The organism is Flavobacterium sp. S87F.05.LMB.W.Kidney.N, assembly GCF_004366435.1.
GTDB lineage: Bacteria > Bacteroidota > Bacteroidia > Flavobacteriales > Flavobacteriaceae > Flavobacterium.
Genome location: NZ_SODX01000004.1, coordinates 420,666 through 438,374 on the forward strand (window position 1 = coordinate 420,666; position 17,709 = coordinate 438,374).

The window sequence follows — 17,709 nt, forward strand, 5'->3', positions numbered from 1 at the left end:
AATTTTAACCTCTTATAAAAAACAAGCAGTTAATTTATTTTGAAAAAATTTAAAAACGCTATACATACCGATCGGTATTTATTGTTACATTTACGGAGAATATTTAATTCTACTTAAAATCATGAATACTTCTGAGTTTATATTAGAAAAAGTTGCCCCAATTTTCAACAAACAAGGATATGTTGGAACCAGTCTTACAGACATTACAAATGCAACTGGACTTACAAAAGGCGCTATATATTGTAATTTTTCTAATAAAGAAGATTTAGCATTACAAGCTTTTCACTATAATATAAACGAAGCAATAACACCTTTGTTTAAATTAGTCGCTGCTACAGAAGGCAGTATAAATAAACTTCATGCCGTAACCAATTATCAGCGTAGTTATTATGATTTAGTGAAAGACAGAGGCGGATGTCCGATGCTGAGAGCAGGAATAGATACAAAATTTATTAATCCGTTATTGTTTAAAGCGGCACAAAAATTATCTAAAAAATTTATTATCGGTCTGACTACTATTATTAATGATGGAATCACTACTAATGAAATTGAAGAAGATTCAGATCCTATTAAATATGCCAAAATAATCTTATCACTCATTGAAGGAAGTTCACTTCTAGCATTTACCCATAACGATGAAAGTTACATAGCCAATGCTATGGACTTTATAGACAGTACTATAATTGCCGCTATTACCAAATAAAAAATTTTTAACCTTTCAAATACCGATCGGTATTTGATGCAATACATTTATAAAATGGAAAAAATATTAAAGACAAAAAGAAAAGTTAGATTTCAGGATTGTGATCCTTTTAATCATTTAAATAACTCAAAGTATCTAGAGTACTTTATTAATGTGAGAGAAGATCAAATCGCAGAGCATTATGACCTTGATATTTTTAAATACATGAAAAAAACAGGTCTCAGCTGGGTTGTGGCATCTAATCAAATAAGTTATATAAAACCAGCATTTACAATGGAAACCGTTTTAATTGTATCGCAATTGATTCAATATACGGATAATTTCCTGCTGGTTGAGATGAAAATGTGGAACGAAAGTGAAACCGAACTAAAATCTGTTTTATGGATAAAGTTTGTGCATTTTAATCTTCAAACTCAAAAAACAGCCAATCATTCTGATGAATTGATGCAGTTATTTCAATCGGTTGTTGTACCTGTAGACCAATCTATTTTTGAAAAAAGATCTATAGAAATTATTCAAAAATTAAAAAGCAGAACGGAAGTGAATCAGCAATAAAGCTTCAATAATTTAATAAATAAAAAAGCCCATTCCTATTCGGTTTGGGCTTTATTTTGTCTTACAACTTGAGTTTTTTAACTAATTCAAATAATTAGTTTTCTTTTAATTATTAGCAAGAGCTTTCAATGCAACATATCGGTCCAGGCTTTTAAAATTATGGCCTTTTGCTTTCATTGATTTGATATAAGATGGTGTGGTGCCTGTTGCTTTTGCTCCAACGATATCTTCTAAATTTAGATCTTCAAAACCAAGACTTTTATATTCTTTTACCAAATCTGGCGTTATATCTTGTGATTTCAAAGCGATCAGATTTTCTGCCTCTATGTTTTGAAAACCAGCATTCTGAAAACTTTTTACGTACTCTGGAGTTACATTCAGTGATTTCATACCAATAAGATCACTGTTTGAGATATTTTTATATCCCAGCTTTTTAAAAGAATCAACATATGCTTTGTCAATATTTAATGCTTTAAATGCAATAATATCATCGTCGCTATTATCGTTGTCATTATTATTGCTGCTAACTTCTTTATCATTGCTATCGTTATTATTTTTAGCAGAGCGAAAATCACTAATATATTTGGCATCAATTCCCTGCGATTTTAATGCAATAATATTACCTGGACTAACATCTTTATAACCAGAACTGCGTATTTCTTCAATAAAAGCTTTATCTATTCCTAATGATTTGAAAGGAACAAGATTGTCTAAATCAATCTCTGGAATTGCTTTTTTTATTGAAGTAATATAAGCTTCATTCACATCTAAAGCCGCTAGGGGAATAACTTGATCTTTGTCTAAATCGGTATAACCATTTTTCTTAAGCATCTGTACGTAAGACACTTTGACGTTTATCATAAAGAAAACCAAAAGATCATTATCATTTGCAAGCTCTACTCCTTCTTTGCGCATTGCTGTGCTGTAATCTTTGTTTGCAGTAAATTTATAAGTTCCCATTCCTCTGTCTCCTTCAAATTTTCCTGTAAAATACATCGTTCCTGCTTCACGCGTCAATGTAAATTCTCCTTGTTTGTCTCTTGGAAGATTACTGATTTCACTCAATTGAAAAGTACTGGAAGAATTATTCTCATCACTTTTAAAATTGATTTCTATAGAATTGCCTTTAATGGTAGCAAACCAGTTTCCGTCTGTTTTCATTCCGTTTTGAATGGCTGTTTCTTTTTGTGCTTCCCCTTTAGAATTTAGAGTTTGACTCTGCGCTGCCGGTTGATTAAAAAGGCAGGCAAAAAGCACCATTAGCGGCACTAGGAAAAAATATTTCCAAGTGGTGTGCACATTTGATTTTTTTGAGTTCATCATGATGATTCGTTTTTTTAATAATGATTGATTATAATTGGTTGTAAGACTCAATGGAAATTGCGGCGCAGCAACCTGCAGTAAGCTGAACTGATAACTTTCTTTTTCAACGTTATCTTGTTGCAGCATTTGATCGTCTGTTAAAAATTCTAGATTGGTCTCTAAGGCTTTTCTCCATTGCCAAGCAAAAGGATTAAACCATTGAAAGATCAGAACAATCTCGGCAAGCAGCAGATCGATAGTGTGTTTCTGTTCGATATGAATTTTTTCATGAAGCAAAATCTGGCTGTAGGTTTCCCATTCGTATTTTTCAGGATTAATAAAAATATTATTGCCGAAAGAGCACGGAGCTTTATCTCCTGTTATTTCCACAATACGAAATTTACCATCTTGAATAACCGATTTAGAATTGGCCCTAAATAGTAATATAACAGCCTGCATTAAAAAATTAAGTCCAAATATTACGACTCCAAACCAGTACAAATACACCAAACACTTTAATAAGACATCAACATTGATTACTTGTTTCGTCTGTTCTGTAAGTGTCGGCTGAACTGTAGGCTCTTTTACTGCTGTTGAAGTAAGATTTTCAACTGGAGCTTTGACAAGTGTAATGTTCTTTTCGGCATCAATTTTTCTAAAAGACAATTGCTGAGGAACTGGAACTAATGGCAGAATAAAAGCCAGTACCATACAAGACAACAATATATATCTGTTTAAATGAAAAAAAGTTTCTTTTTGCAAAAGCAGTTTGTAAAACGCAAAGCAAGCCGAAAGGATAAGAGCTGTATATAAAATATAAGGTATCATATTTTTTCTTTTTTAATGATGCTGACGATTTCATCCAATTCCTTTTCTGAAAGCTTTTGTTCTTTTGCAAAAAAGGCAAGCATTCTCGGATACGAATTATCAAAATACTGACTTACAATATCTTTCAAAGCAAATTGCTGGTATTCTTCCCTGCTGATTATTGGAAAAAAGCAATGCATATTTCCAGCAGTTTCATAATTCAAAAATCCTTTTTCGGCAAGTATCTTCACAATTGTGGCTACACTATTGTAATGTGGCTTTGGATCTGGCAGCAATGGAATAATATCTCTTATAAAGGCTTTATTCAGATCCCAAAAAACCTGCATGATCTGTTCTTCTCTTTTGGCTAATTTTATCATGGTTGAATATTTTGATGCAAGATACTACTAATTAATTAGTAGACAAACTAATTCTTTAGTTTTTTAACTAATAAATTAGTTTTCATGTGAAAAATATAGTAATTACGGCGCAAAAAAAATCATTAAAAAACAAAATAAACAATTGATCTTCAGTAACTAAATAAAAAAAAGCTAAACTTTTCAGTCTAGCTTTTTCATTCTTTTCGAAATCTAAATGCACTTAGTTCTTGACAAAATCAGTATCACTTAAAGTTTTCATAAAAGCAATAAGATTGATTTTTTCTTGTTCAGTAAGCGGAATTCGTTTGCCATTTTCTTTAAAAATTGGATCTAAATTTTCTGCATTTAACACTCCACTATCAAAATAATCCAAAACAGATTCTAAAGTTGCAAATTGTCCAAAACTTCCATAAGGAGCTGTATATTCTATATTTCTTAACGTCGGCACACGAAAACTCATAAAATCAGCAGCAATTCCAGTAACCCTGCCACGCCCTGCTTCATTGGTATCGGTGTTTAAAGGAAAACCAATATTTCTAAAACTCTGATCTGTAAACAATTCTGAACTGTGACAACTCGCGCATTTTTGCTGAAAAGTTTGATAACCCTGCAATTCGCTTTCTGTAAAAGATGCCGTATTTCGTTTTACTTTATCATATTTGCTGTTAGCAGAAATTAAAGTGTATTCAAATTGTGCGATACTTTTATAGATCCTTTCAGGAGTAATACCCTCATCTCCAAAGGCTTTTTGGAACAAATCTTTATAAACGGCATCATCTTTAATTTTACCTATAACTTCTAAAATAGAGGAATCCATTTCTTCGTGCGTTATAATAGGCACTAACGTTTGCGTTTCCAGCTGCAGTTTACTTCCATCCCAATTGTAAAATTTCATAAAAGCCAAATTTTGAATGGAAGGCGTATTGCGAAGTCCAATTCTGCCTTCAATTCCAACTGCTTGTGCACGCTGGTCTGTAAAAGCATTTGTCTGAATATGACAGCTTGAGCATGAAATAGTATTATCTGCGCTGAATTTTTTTTCTGAGAAAAGCTTTTCACCTAATTCCACACCGTATTTAGTCGGCTTGTTTAGACTTACAAAACTATTGAGTTCTGGAAATCCAGATGGGATACTGAGCGAAATTTCGGGATTGTCAATAGAAATCATATCCGAATCATGGCTGTTACAAGACGTAAACAACAATAAAAGTAATATGAAACCAGCTATTTTTTTCATTATAAATAATTTAAAACAGAACCGCCAATTCTTAAATGTAGACGGTTCTGAAAATATGATTTTAGTTTTCTACACTTGTAACAGAAAACATTCCTGTAATATCACTTGAACCATTTCCTCCGAAATTATCAACAAATTTTACCATTTGAGCAGCTGTATGAATATTTGGAGTTGCGTTGTCGGCATCTCCTGTTCCAGTAGATAGCGTAATTGTATTTGTTTTTCCGCTTAACATTTTATCAAAATCAGCTTTAATTTTTATTTTCGGAGCTTTGCTTCCAACAACTGCATTTGTTGTCAAGTTTAATGTAATATCTCTATAAGCATTTACACCTTGCGTATAACTGCCTGCAGTTCCTTGTACAGTACTTCCTGTGTGAATAGACATTGTTTTATTATCAGTATCATAAAAGCCTTCTACTTTTGTAAAACGGTAGCCGCTTCCCCATTCCCACATCATTGCGGTATCGTTAGCGCCAGCTGCAGCATAGAAATTTGGAAATCTTGCTTGGTCTAAAGTGTTTTGTTCTGGCTTAATACCCAAACCAAATTTAATCTGCTTATAAGTTGCAGATGGCACATTACTCAAAACATAATTTAATGTTGCCGTTTTTGATTGATCGATAACTGTTGCGCCTTTATCCAAATCATTTACATTATATGGAACTTCATCTCCGTTATCTTTTACAAGACGGATATTACTAATCACATATTTTAATTCTGAAAAATGATGTACCTGCCCAGCCGCAGAAGTATTTGTCGTTGCAGAAGTTGAAGTTGCAGCACCTAAAACAATAGTCGTATTCTTAAATGTATTATTGAATTCTAACGTTACATTGTTTGCAACAGGATTATCATCATCACTTGAACACGATACAAATGCCAATGAAGCGATTGATAGTAATAAGTATTTTTTAAAATTTTGCATTTCTTTTAATTTAATTTTTGTATTTCTATTTTTATTAATGAGATTAGGTAATACCAAATAAAATAGGTGGCGGTACAAAAATTTCGAGACAAGGTTCTAACAAACCCAATTCTTTATAAGTTAATATTTTACTAGAATTTATAATTTTTAGAACTGGAACTGTAAATTCGAAATTAGATATTAAAGTGATATCGATTTTCTTACCGATACTCGTAAGTTCCAAATCGTTGTTATCTGATTTTTCTAATTCTTTCTTTAAATGACATTTACCATGGCATTGCAGTTCTGGTTTGGCTTTGTTGACACAAAACTCTTGCTCTATGTTCTTCTGATTCAGTTTAAAGTGTACAATAATCAATGCCTGCTGGAAAGAAACCAGCAGAAACAGCATTGTCATTGTGAAACTAAAAACTTTTTTCATTTTTATTAGAAATTGAATTTTAAAGAAGTGAAAACATTACGTCCCATTCTCGGAATATTTCCCCAGTCTGCATAAGTGCTATAATATTCATTTAATAAATTTTCTGCTCCAACCTGCACAACGCTTTTTACTTTATTGATTTTAAAAGAATAATCGGCAGAAATATTCCAGATTGTGTAAGCAGATGTCAAGTCTTCTCCGTATTCCGGGCTGTAATTAATCTGCTCAAAATCACCATTTACAGAAGTTTGAATTCCAAAATTTTTATGCATAAAATGAAGCGAAGTCTGATAACTCAACGGACGAATAAAAGGCAGATTTCCTCCTTTGTCATCCATTCCGCGTGCATAAGTCAGCGTTCCTTTCCAATGCAGATGCGGTAAAATATCATAACTGGCATTCATGGACATATTTAAAAGCGTTGCATTGTCTAAAGAAGTATAACCTTTTACTCCAACGGACTGATAATTCATCGGACTTCCCATGCTTAAAATCCTTCCAATGATGTAATTCTCAATGTAGAAATAATTTATTTTTCCCTGAATGTTTAATCTTTCGGTTTTAAAACCTGCACTTGCATTTCCTTCGTATGAAATCTCATTTTTCAAATTAGGATTTCCGATATAATCGTAACGATCAAAACTATTATAGATATAATAACCGTAACCTTCAGAAACAGAAGGCGCTCGATGCCCGTAACCTGTTCCTACAGAAAAATTAAAATGATCAATATCCAGATTATAACCTGCATGTAAACTTGGCAGAAATCTTGTTTTTTCCTGAGGCGCTCCAGGATGAAAAATCCAGTTGAATTCTACATATTTGGAATAATTATAATTTACGCCTAAAGAACCTCCTAAATTTACCTGGCTTTTCTCTGATAGATCCCAAGAATTATTCATCGAAAGTCCAGCATATCGCGTCGTTACCCACGGCCAGCTGTAAGCAAACATGGTTCTTTTGCTTCGATCCTGCGGATACATTCGCATTTCTGCAATTGATAAATTATCGTAAGCATTCAACTGTATTTCAGAAGAATAACTACCTTTTTTTGCATTTGCTTTAGAAACCAGACCATAAGTCGTGCTCCATCCCGGCATATCCATATGAACTAGATTTTCGGGACGAGTGGTATCGTCCATATAATGCTCGATTGCGTTGAAATAAATCTTTGTATCTACAACTTTTATTAAACCTTCCTCAAATAATTGCTTATAAGAAGCCGATGTGATAAGCGCACGCGAAAGCGATAAATCCATTGGCAGCGCTGGATATCCAACATCTTTTGCCATATCAAAAATCGCATCCAATCTTACTGAGGATAAATCAGTTGTTTTATAAGCAAAACCTAATGAGGTGTTGAATTTTTTATATTGTGAATGTTTGACTTCATCATTATTTCCATCATAATAATCATCAGCTTTTCGATAAGAGATGCTTCCTTCTGCCACAAACTTTTCTCCAGAATAAGCTACATTTCCAAGATTAAAAAACTGTTTGTTATTAAATTCGAATCCGCTTTGGTAGACTCCATTCCACTTTTTAGCGAGACCAAAAGGAGTGCTTTTTCTTTTTAAATCGATACTTCCCGCAACAGTTGCACCGTGTAGGCTTCCTTCCTGCCCTGATTTTATGTCAATGGTAGAAAGATTATTACTCTCTACATAAGACGTTATTGGGTCCATTTTATCCGTACAAGCTCCAAAAACGTGCATTCCGTCAATTGTAACGGTAGAACGTTCGGAACTCATATTATTGAGCAGCGGTTCCCACGCGTAAGCCCCACGTTTTATAAAACTAATATTATCTGATGATGACAAAAATTCGTCAACTGAAACCGCCATTTTCATTTCGGTTTCGATTTTCTTTTTGGCTGCGTTTTTTACTTGTACTTCTTCTAAGTTTTTTATGCTGTCGTGATGAACGTGCACATTTTGAGCAGTTACAGACATTCCTAAAAAAAGTAACATTACTATATATTTCATGTTTTTAAAATAATGTATCAATATAAAGTTCACTTTTCACGCCTTCAACTCCAGGCGTAAAATCTGTTGGAACCACAGTTCCTTTTATGATCAACCCATTTTGATTCATCATTATTAAATTCAAAGTCCAGTTTCCCGTCATCGTATAATTCACAACTCCATGATACAAACCATCATTTTGCTGTGTCAAATCCTGATTATTGGGCGAAGAATGATTTCCCATTGAAGGCTCTGGCATTCTTGGATCTAATTTTAAAGTATAACCAATCACTTCTGAATAAGAAAATTGCGAAGGATCTGGAAAAGTTCCACCTGCATCAGCTGGTTTATTGTATTTGTAAATACCTGCGACTAATTTATTTTCAGAAACGGTAGGTTTTTGCGGCGAAACTAATGCAATCACATATTGCTCGTCATCTTTTCCTGTAAAGCTGGTCATATTGAGGTTTTTATTGCTTTGCTTTTCAACCGAAATGTCTTTAGTCACTTCATATTTTTGATTGTCGGCAATAAAACTCACATACAGTTTCCAGCTGTTTGCTGCGGCGCTTTCATTGGTAAATACAGAATATCCAGCGAAATATTTATTAGCCATATCGTATTGCAGATTATACTCATGCGGACATGACATTTTGCTTCCGTCTGTATTGCTCATGATTGGTAAAAAAGTTACTTCAGATGCGCTTACATTTTGATTGGTCTGCGTATTTGTAATTTTCAAATGAAGCTCATTATACCCTTTATAAAATGTTCCGTTTAAAGCTTCAATACTTATTTTATAAAGACCGCTGGTTAATGAAACCGCTTCTTTAAATTCATAATATTCTGGAACTTGAGAACCTATTTCAGCTTCGTAATCTGTTTTATCGATTGTACAGGAAGTAATTACACACAATAGTGCAATGACTAAAAATTTAAAAGATTTCATTGTAATGAATGTTAGAAAACTGTTTAAAACACAGCATAAAGCAGTCAGATTTCGAAAATCAAAAAAGCGGAAGTGCTGTGAAGTTTGAATGTGTTTTTTAATTGAAATAATACATTTCAGGGTATATTTATTCAATTATTGAATAGAGATCAATGATTTCTGTAGAAAATAATATTTGCAGATGTACGTGTTCGTTAAAAACTCAATTGTAAAATTCATATCATATGAAAAATACTACCACAAGTGTTTTATATCATTAAATATGAATAATGATATAATTTCTAAACAAAATTAAAACTGAAATAGTGATCTAAATAACTAGACTGGAGGGTGAAAAGTAAGATTAGAAGCCGAAATTGGTTTCTTTTCGAATAAAGTAGAAGTATTTTCTTTTGATTCAGTAACGGGAACAATGTCAAAGCTAATTTCTGGAGTGCTTTGAACGTAAATTAGCTCTAATTTGTCTTTTAGGCTGTCCTGCATTTTTCTTTCGTTATCAGAGTATTTTTTGATGCTTTTTTGAAGTTCGCATCGGCCATTACAACTATTAAATGCCAGTTTACGCTGTACACAAATTGTTTTAGCTATTTCTTTCTGATTGATTTTAAATGAAGCATATACGAACAAGCTGCCAAATGATGGCGATAGGATTAAAATCGAAAGTGCTATTATAATTACCCTTTTCAACTGCTTGTTGTTCTATTTTCGCAACAAAAATACATACTATTTTGTATTTATTTTAACTAAAAGTGTTTTTTATAATCTAAATTAATTTTGAGGATAAAAATATTGCGATTCAGTTTACATAAAACTATTGATTAAAAGAAGGTTATGTGATAATTTGATAACAAATTACAATTATTATGTAACTAATTCGTCTAAGGTCTTTTTACTTTTGACATACTTAACTTAATATTTTACAGCCATGGAAACTCCCGTAATCAACAATAGTAAAAGAAACTTTATATGCACAACAATTCTGTCTAAAGGAGACAATGACGAATTGGTATTCACAAGATCTTATCGCGGAGATTGGGGACATTGGGATGATAAAATTGAAACTACTACCCAATCTGATATCGAATTAGATAATACTGAATTAGACACAGCAGCTAGTGAACAGCAAATGAGCTAATTATATTTTGTGACGGAAATATTAAAATTTACAAATTATTATCGTCACAATTAAAAACATGTTTAAAACCATTTTCTTGTAGAGTTACAACTACATCTTTAAGTCCATTGTCAATATTTGAAGTAATGGAACGGAGAACGTGTTTTAAATCACTAAAACTATTTGGTTTGACAAAATAACAAACTGCACCTAATTTTGATGCGGTCTCAAGATCATTTTTATGGGATGAAGTTGAGATCATGATCACGTGTATGTCTTTATAACGGCTATCTGATTTTAAGTGCATAAGACAATCCCATCCATTCATTATTGGCATGTTTAAGTCTAGAAAAATGACACTTGGAAGTTCTTTCAGTCCGTCCAGTATTCTCAAAGCATCGCTGCCATTCACAGCGCAATGACATATTATACTTTCATCGATATCTGCTAATGCTTCACAGAACATTTCTGTGTCATCCATATCGTCATCAGCCAGTAAAATTATTTTTTGATCCATTTCTTTAATATTAAATATCATTCTCATTTTGCTCAAATGGCAATGTAATAACAAATACAGCTCCTTTACCTACAGTACCATCAGCACTAATTGTGCCGCCATGGCGTTCTGCAATTTTTTTACAAAGTGACAATCCTAAACCTGTACCTTCGTAGCTGTCTTTAGAATTTAAACGGGTAAATGTCTCAAATATTCTTTCGGCTTGACTCTCATCAAACCCTATTCCGTTGTCTTCTAGTGTAATTACAACCCAATTTTTATCTAATTTAATAATTTTTTCTGAAGAAATTTTTATTTCTGGGGGCGTACCTTCTTTTGCAAATTTAATAGAATTATTGATGAGATTGTAAAAAAGCTGATAAAGTAAAACCGATGCTCCTTCTAAAACTGGAAGATTGTCATGATAGATTTTTCCGCCTGTTCTCTGCAGTGAAACTTCTAAATCTGTTTCGATATTTTTTATAACTTCATTTAAATCTACTAATGCCGTTTTCTGTGAATCTGCATTGATTTTAGAATATGCTAATACACCATCGATCATATTAAACATACGCTCTGCCGCTACATTAATTCTGCCAATATATTTAGACGCAGGCTCATCTAACTGATCTTGTAAATGATCTTCAAGTCGGCCCACAAATGTCTTAATTTTTCTAACTGGTTCCTTTAAATCGTGCGAAGCGACATGGGCAAACTGCTGTAAATCTTCGTTAGAACGCTGTAATTCCTTGGTGCGGTCTGCTACCAAAAATTCTAATTTTTCTGTGATTGTCTTTTGTTCATGAATATCGGTACAAGTACCAAACCATTTACTAATAACTCCAGTTTTTTCTTTAATTGGAACAGCTTTACTTAAAAACCATCGATATTCTCCAGTGTTCCCATTTTTCAATCGGAATTCTGTTTGATAAAAATTCCCCGATTGAACACTTTGATACCAATTCTCGAGAACAAATGTCACATCATCTGGATGTATTTTTGGCACCCAGCTTAGATCTCCATATTCATCTACTTCAAAACCAGTATATTCATACCAGCGTCTGTTGTAATAATCTATATAACCATCTGAATTACCAGTCCAGATAATTTGAGGAACAAGGTCTGCAAGCTGCCTGAATTTCTCTTCACTTTCTTTGATAACCTGTTGCAGCTCTTTTTGCGAAGTAATATCACTCGCAGCACCAAACCACTCAATTATATTATTTTGATCGTCTAATATTGGAACTACTCTCGAAAACGTCCAGCCTACAGTACCATCTGGCGCAATAGTTCTATGTTCAAGTTCGAATATACTTTTCTCCGCAATAGATTTAGCGATAAGGTTCATTACCTTTTCACGATCATTTTGATGAATAAAATGTTCTAACCATTTTGATACAGGTTCTTCAGAATCAGAAAGAGAACCTCCTCCATCAAGACTTCGCATGATTTTCCAATCGGCATCTATTTGATATACTACATTTGATGCTGCATTTACCAAAGCTCGAAAACGACTTTCGCTTTCTTCCATTTTTTGTCTGGCTGTAACTTGCTGTGTAACATCTATTGCTACCTGGATCATTCCTGTTATCTGTCCATTTTCCAGCAAAGGACGATATGCTAAATTATAATAGTATTTTCCTAATTGACCAGTGCGGTTATGCACAACAAGCACTTCACTTTGATCAAAAGGGATTCCTTTAAAATACACATTTTTAACCTGTTCCCACACGTATTGTCCCTCAAGCTCAGGAAGAACGGCAATTAATGGCATACCAATAATTTCGTATCCGCGACCAATTAGTTCAAGCATGTGTTTATTAATCTGCTCAATAACCAAATCGTCTCCTTTTAATACTAATGTTGGAGATGGGGTCTGATCGATCATAGATTTTAATCTGCTTTCGCTGTCTTCTAGTTTTCTTCTGGAAAGTACTTGCTCTGTTACGTCCAATGCAACATGTAAAACCGCCGAATTCCCATCTGAATCTTTAATACAATCATAAGAAAAATTGAAATATCGACGTTCCAGAATACCATCTATTACTAAATCTACAGGCTGTTCTTCTCCACGAAAAGGAACTCCTGTTTTTTGAACATTAATAACAGTTTGAAGTGCTGGCTGTCCCAAAAGTTCTGGTAAGGCATCAATCATTTTTTTTCCGAGTACCTCATCTGGATTGGTTTTGTTCATGAATTTGAGCATCGGCTTATTAATTGTTTCAATAATAACTTCCTCTCCTCTAGACAGTAACATTGCTATTGGCGACTGCTCAATCATGTGGCGAAACCTATTTTCGCTTTGCTGACGTTTTTCTTCCGCCTGTTTTATTTCGGTTATATCTCTGGTTGTTCCTGCAATGGCTTCAACTTCGCCTTTTTCGTTAAAAACTGGGGCAAAAATATAGTCATAAATACGCTTTCCTAGTTCTGCATGAGGAAAAGACACTGTTCCTCGGATTGATCTTTTTTCAGCGGCTACAAAATCGATTTCCCTTTCGTGCATCAAGGCATGCCATTCTTCATAACCATTTTCTCTTAAACCCAGACCAATAGAATCTTCTGCAGATTTCCCCCACATTGTCAATAAAGCTTTATTGGCATAGGTAAATTTATAGTTGAGATCAAAAACATATACCAAATCTGGTGTATTATTTATAACAGAATCGTATAGACGTTTTTGTTTCTCAGCAGCAGTAAGTGCATTATTTAAGGCTATTTCTGCCTGTCTTTTTTCTGTAATATCCTCTGTCGTAACCACAAGTAACTCTCCTTGTTTTGTGGAAGTAAATTTAAACCAGTGTATGGTTTCATCACTTTCGTACCACTGCTCAAAACTGGCAGTCAGGCCGGTTTCGGCTGTTTCGATAAACTTTTGAAAAATATCGCTTCTGTTTACGTTAGGAAAAATTTCGCTGTAATTTTTATCTTGATAGCCAGAATCTTCAATCCAGTTAAACATATAAGTATTGAGTAAAACAATTGAAAAATCTTTTACTCGGCCTTCATCATTATACAAAGACTTTAGAACTACAATACCATTTGGCACAGAGTTAAAAACGGTTTGAAAAAGCTCTAAATTATGTATTAACTCCATTGCTGCTTGTAATGTCTAGACGTTTCGTTTAGAACTTTATAGGTTATCGATTTAAGGTGTGTTTATGCTATAAGTTATTAAAATATTTGACAGTACTTCGAAATCTAAACAATTCAAAATTATAATGATTTCGGTTATAGATTATAATCTGCCAGCTTCCTTAATCAAATATAAGAAAAAGCGACATTTTATACTAAAATTTTATTAAATAATAATTTTCTTTATTCCTTCATTTTAGTAGTCAATTCTGACCAGATTTTAGTGCCATTCTAATCAAATCAATTAATTATATTTGAATGCAAAGTAAAATCCCGGCAAAGCTTCATAGAAATGAGCAAAATCAGCACTTATTCACTCGAACATCATAAAAGTTTATTTACACACGAAATTAATCCAAAAGACTATTTCTATGTGCAGATTCAAGATCATCCTTATATAGATGTTCCCTATCGTGCAGAAAGTTACGCAATTGAATTTCTTAAGAAAGGGAGCATTATAATGCAGACGCGACTGGATAAAATTGTTATTGAAGCGCCTGCAATACTTGCGATTGGTCCAAATGTTATTAGAAGTTTTACCAAAAACAGCGAAGAAATTTTAATGGATATTATATTTTTTAAACCTGAGTTTTTTCTCGAAAGCCAGAGTAATATCTTCTTTCTTTCTCAATTTGATTTTTTCGAAAACAGCGATATGCATGTATTTCCTTTGGAGAAAAAAACAAAATCAAAATTCGAAAAGCTTTTTAATTTAATTAAAGAAACAGTCAGCGTCGAACATTTTCATCAAGCTTCTATTTTGAGAAGTTATTTGTACATTCTCATATTTGAACTGGATACTATAAAAAAAGCTTTTTCCAATAAAGAAATCCAAAATCCTTTGTTCGAAAAGTTTAAAGAGCTTGTAGCGAAAGATTTTACAAAACATCGATCTCCCGCATATTACGCAGATCATTTAAATGTGACTCGAAAATATCTTTCTGAAGTAATTAAAAACAACAGTGGTAAAACGACACGCGAATGGATTGATAATATGGTAATTCTCGAAGCTAAAGTTTTACTTCATAATAAATTATTAACCATCAATCAAATAAGTGATACTTTAAACTTTTCAAATCAATCTGTTTTTGGAAAATTCTTTAAAACCCAAACGGGAATTTCTCCCTTAGAATACCGAATCAACAATTAGATTCGAACTGACTTTCTGACCAACATATCAGACTTTTAAACCTTTATTTATAAAACAAATTATAGCAGTTTTGCTAAATAACAATTCAACTATATAAATAAAAGAAATCATGTCTAAAAAAGCGCAATTTGTAGTTATCATAATGGAAACGGCTTCTTGGATGGAAAGCCAGGCTCAAAAGTTTTATGCTGCTTTATTTCCATCAGTTGAAGAAGGAGAAAGATTCGCTGCTAAAAGCCTTTCTATTTCACAACTTTTTAAAGTTCAAAATGATTTTAATATTGAAGTTTTGATGGTGTATGAAAATGAAAATCCATCATCTTTCCTACAATTAAATTCCTCAAGGATTTTTAATGAAAATATCGAAGCAGAAAAACCAATTTGTGTGGAATTCATTATTTATTCAAACCCAAAAGAAATTCTGCTACTTACCGATCGCGCAGAAGTAATTGCAAAACAAAGAAAAAACGATTTAATCTGGGTAAAACTTTTTAAATTTGATGTTGTTCTAAAAGAAACTTTAGAATCTAATGGGTATGAAAAATTTGATTTCGAGGAAAATGAAACCACTTCCAAACAAATCTATCTAAAAAAATCTATCCCAAACTAAAGAGTTAAATTCATAACCTTTGACCATTGCCGCTCTGCCTCTTTGAATCTCAGAATCTTAGAACCTTAGTCCCTCAGAACCTCAAAAAAATCACCTATCCATCCACTGCTTAAAAAAAGGTGTTTTTTCCCTGCTGATAATTACTTCGCGTTCCGGATCTAATTTCAATTGAATTTTAAGTTTGGAATTGAAATAATTGGCAATAGAATAAATGCTTTCGGCACGAATAAAAACCTTTCTGTTGGCCCTAAAAAAGATATTCGGATCTAATTCATGTTCCAATTCTTCCATGGTCTGCGGAATAGCAATTACTACTCCCGATTTTAGAAACAAATTACTCGTTTTAAACTCAGAATACACAAAATCAATATCCGAAACATCTACGCTTTTATAGCCGTCACGATAAGTCACCAAAAAGCGTAATCTGTATTTGGGTTTGTGAATCAGCTCTTTTATGATTCCGGCAATATTAGGAACGCCAATTTCTTTTTGGGCTAAAGATTTGAATTTGCTTAAAGCATATTCCAGTTCGCTTTTCTCAATTGGTTTCATCAAATAATCGATGCTGTTTACCTTAAAAGCTCGAATGGCATATTCATCATAAGCCGTCGTAAAAATAACTGGACAAGTAATGTTGATTTCTTCAAAAATAGAAAAGCTTAATCCGTCTGCCAATCGAATATCCATAGTAATTATATCTGGAGCAGGATTTGACTGCAGCCACGCCACAGTATCTACAACCGTATCGATAATCCCTAGAATTTCACAATTGGGTTCCAATTCCTCGAGCAGTCTTTTTAAACGGTTGGCGTTTATACTTTCATCTTCTACAATTAAAATCTTCATATTCCTTCCTCTAAATTAATGGCAGACGTGCATAATAATTTCCGTTAGACTCGCAAAAATCTGGCATTCGGTCAAATAATATTTTATACCGAAATTCTATGTTTTTATTTCCAATTTTGGTAGAAGTCAGGCTTTTTCCAGCAGTTCGCTGCAAGTTATTTCGAACTATAATATCTTTCAAATCGGAATATACCAAAATTGTAAGCGGACAAGCTAAAGTCGCCATATTATGTTTTACAGCATTTTCAACCAGTAATTGCAAAGTCAAAGGTGGTAAATGAAGTCCCATACAAGATTGATCAACCTGTATTTTTAAATCGATTTTTTCTCCAAGTCTTTTCTTCAAAAGATAAAAATAGGCGTTTAAAAACTCTATTTCTTCTTTTACACTTATGGTATCTTTATTCAAGTTAGAAATCATGTAACGATAAACCCTTGTAATATTTTCTAAAAAAGAGGCGGCTTCGTCTTGATTTTCATAAATTAACTCCGTCAGCGTACTGAAATTATTGAAAATAAAATGCGGATCTAACTGTAATTTTAAAGATTCGAGTTCAGATCTCGTAACCGCTTCCTGCAGTTCTGAAGCTTTGATTTTTAATTCGGCTGTTTCTTCAGAATTTAGACGCCATCTATTCAATAAAAATATTCCAGTATGAATAGCGCTTATAAACAGCGAAATAATAGCAGCCATAATTTTTGACTGCCAAATGATAACCAATTCATTTTCTTCAAAATCTATTCGCGGATATAGATAATCCCACAGGCAGAAAAAAAGATAATTTAAAAGAATATTCCCGGCAATTAGACATATAAATTGTGCTATTGCCCTAAAAGCAGGGTTTTGGTCCCAGCGTATATAATAATTTAATCTTCTGCCGACAAAAAGAGTAAGCTCGGTAAGTATGGCACAATACAGTAGAATAATGAAAATATCGAAAGTCTGATCTAAGTCTAGCAAACCTTGATCTTCAAAATTTCTATAAGGATTTAAAAAGTAATAGGAAGACAAATACACTAAAAAAACAGCTGGAATTACTATAATTCTGTAGTATTTATAGAAAAAATTCTTTCCTGATTTTTTATTTTGTTTTTGTCTTCCCATTAAATAT

At 33.0% G+C, this 17,709-nt stretch carries 17 protein-coding genes; 5 read left to right on the top strand and 12 right to left on the bottom strand.

Translation table 11 applies throughout. The features are described from left to right. Positions 1–121 precede the first annotated feature (121 nt). Together EDB96_RS14355 and EDB96_RS14360 are read left to right on the top strand one after the other, a co-directional pair. A complete protein-coding gene (locus tag EDB96_RS14355) occupies positions 122–703 on the top strand; it encodes a TetR/AcrR family transcriptional regulator (protein WP_134141546.1) in 582 nt (193 codons plus the stop codon). 54 nt (positions 704–757) lie between these two features. Next, complete coding sequence (locus EDB96_RS14360) at positions 758–1,258, top strand: acyl-CoA thioesterase (RefSeq protein WP_166669310.1); 501 nt, start codon at positions 758–760, stop codon at positions 1,256–1,258. A gap of 105 nt (positions 1,259–1,363) precedes the next feature. On the opposite strand, the gene EDB96_RS14365 is transcribed toward EDB96_RS14360, so the two are convergent. From EDB96_RS14365 to EDB96_RS14400, 8 genes are all read right to left on the bottom strand, one after another. Continuing rightward, positions 1,364–3,388: a M56 family metallopeptidase gene (locus EDB96_RS14365; RefSeq protein ID WP_134141548.1), complete on the bottom strand. Its 2,025-nt coding sequence runs from the start codon at positions 3,386–3,388 to the stop codon at positions 1,364–1,366. After that, positions 3,385–3,747 (bottom strand): BlaI/MecI/CopY family transcriptional regulator, encoded by a 363-nt coding sequence (locus EDB96_RS14370; protein ID WP_057118251.1) that lies wholly within the window; start codon positions 3,745–3,747, stop codon positions 3,385–3,387. Before EDB96_RS14370 ends, EDB96_RS14365 begins: the two co-directional genes overlap by 4 nt. A 220-nt stretch (positions 3,748–3,967) precedes the next feature. Further along, a complete protein-coding gene (locus EDB96_RS14375) occupies positions 3,968–4,984 on the bottom strand; it encodes a cytochrome-c peroxidase (RefSeq protein ID WP_134141550.1) in 1,017 nt (338 codons plus the stop codon). Positions 4,985–5,045: 61 nt separating this feature from the next. Further along, a complete protein-coding gene (locus tag EDB96_RS14380; protein ID WP_134141552.1) occupies positions 5,046–5,912 on the bottom strand; it encodes an MbnP family protein in 867 nt (288 codons plus the stop codon). 43 nt (positions 5,913–5,955) lie between these two features. Then, positions 5,956–6,333 (bottom strand): hypothetical protein, encoded by a 378-nt coding sequence (locus EDB96_RS14385; protein ID WP_134141554.1) that lies wholly within the window; start codon positions 6,331–6,333, stop codon positions 5,956–5,958. A 5-nt stretch (positions 6,334–6,338) separates the two neighbouring features. After that, entirely contained in the window at positions 6,339–8,318 is a 1,980-nt protein-coding gene (locus tag EDB96_RS14390; protein WP_134141556.1) for a TonB-dependent receptor plug domain-containing protein, read from the bottom strand. A 4-nt stretch (positions 8,319–8,322) separates the two neighbouring features. Then, the gene (locus EDB96_RS14395; protein WP_134141558.1) at positions 8,323–9,246 is read right to left on the bottom strand and encodes a hypothetical protein; all 924 of its coding nucleotides are present in this window, start codon (positions 9,244–9,246) and stop codon (positions 8,323–8,325) included. A gap of 318 nt (positions 9,247–9,564) precedes the next feature. After that, positions 9,565–9,933, bottom strand: a complete 369-nt coding sequence (locus tag EDB96_RS14400) for a hypothetical protein (protein ID WP_134141560.1) — start codon at positions 9,931–9,933, stop codon at positions 9,565–9,567. A 238-nt stretch (positions 9,934–10,171) separates the two neighbouring features. Here EDB96_RS14400 and EDB96_RS14405 point away from each other — a divergent pair, with 238 nt between their 5' ends. Further along, complete coding sequence (locus EDB96_RS14405) at positions 10,172–10,381, top strand: hypothetical protein (protein WP_057118259.1); 210 nt, start codon at positions 10,172–10,174, stop codon at positions 10,379–10,381. A 28-nt stretch (positions 10,382–10,409) separates the two neighbouring features. Here the strand turns inward: EDB96_RS14405 and EDB96_RS14410 are convergent, their stop codons facing one another. Together EDB96_RS14410 and EDB96_RS14415 are read right to left on the bottom strand one after the other, a co-directional pair. Continuing rightward, positions 10,410–10,877 (bottom strand): response regulator, encoded by a 468-nt coding sequence (locus EDB96_RS14410; protein WP_057119811.1) that lies wholly within the window; start codon positions 10,875–10,877, stop codon positions 10,410–10,412. 10 nt (positions 10,878–10,887) lie between these two features. Further along, the gene (locus EDB96_RS14415; protein WP_134141562.1) at positions 10,888–13,953 is read right to left on the bottom strand and encodes a PAS domain-containing sensor histidine kinase; all 3,066 of its coding nucleotides are present in this window, start codon (positions 13,951–13,953) and stop codon (positions 10,888–10,890) included. 330 nt (positions 13,954–14,283) lie between these two features. Here EDB96_RS14415 and EDB96_RS14420 point away from each other — a divergent pair, with 330 nt between their 5' ends. Both EDB96_RS14420 and EDB96_RS14425 read left to right on the top strand, forming a co-directional pair. Beyond that, complete coding sequence (locus EDB96_RS14420; RefSeq protein ID WP_134141564.1) at positions 14,284–15,141, top strand: helix-turn-helix domain-containing protein; 858 nt, start codon at positions 14,284–14,286, stop codon at positions 15,139–15,141. A gap of 109 nt (positions 15,142–15,250) precedes the next feature. After that, complete coding sequence (locus EDB96_RS14425; RefSeq protein WP_134141566.1) at positions 15,251–15,751, top strand: hypothetical protein; 501 nt, start codon at positions 15,251–15,253, stop codon at positions 15,749–15,751. A 90-nt stretch (positions 15,752–15,841) separates the two neighbouring features. On the opposite strand, the gene EDB96_RS14430 is transcribed toward EDB96_RS14425, so the two are convergent. Then, entirely contained in the window at positions 15,842–16,597 is a 756-nt protein-coding gene (locus EDB96_RS14430) for a LytR/AlgR family response regulator transcription factor (protein WP_134141569.1), read from the bottom strand. A gap of 10 nt (positions 16,598–16,607) precedes the next feature. Then, the gene (locus EDB96_RS14435) at positions 16,608–17,702 is read right to left on the bottom strand and encodes a sensor histidine kinase (RefSeq protein WP_057118263.1); all 1,095 of its coding nucleotides are present in this window, start codon (positions 17,700–17,702) and stop codon (positions 16,608–16,610) included. Positions 17,703–17,709 lie beyond the last annotated feature (7 nt).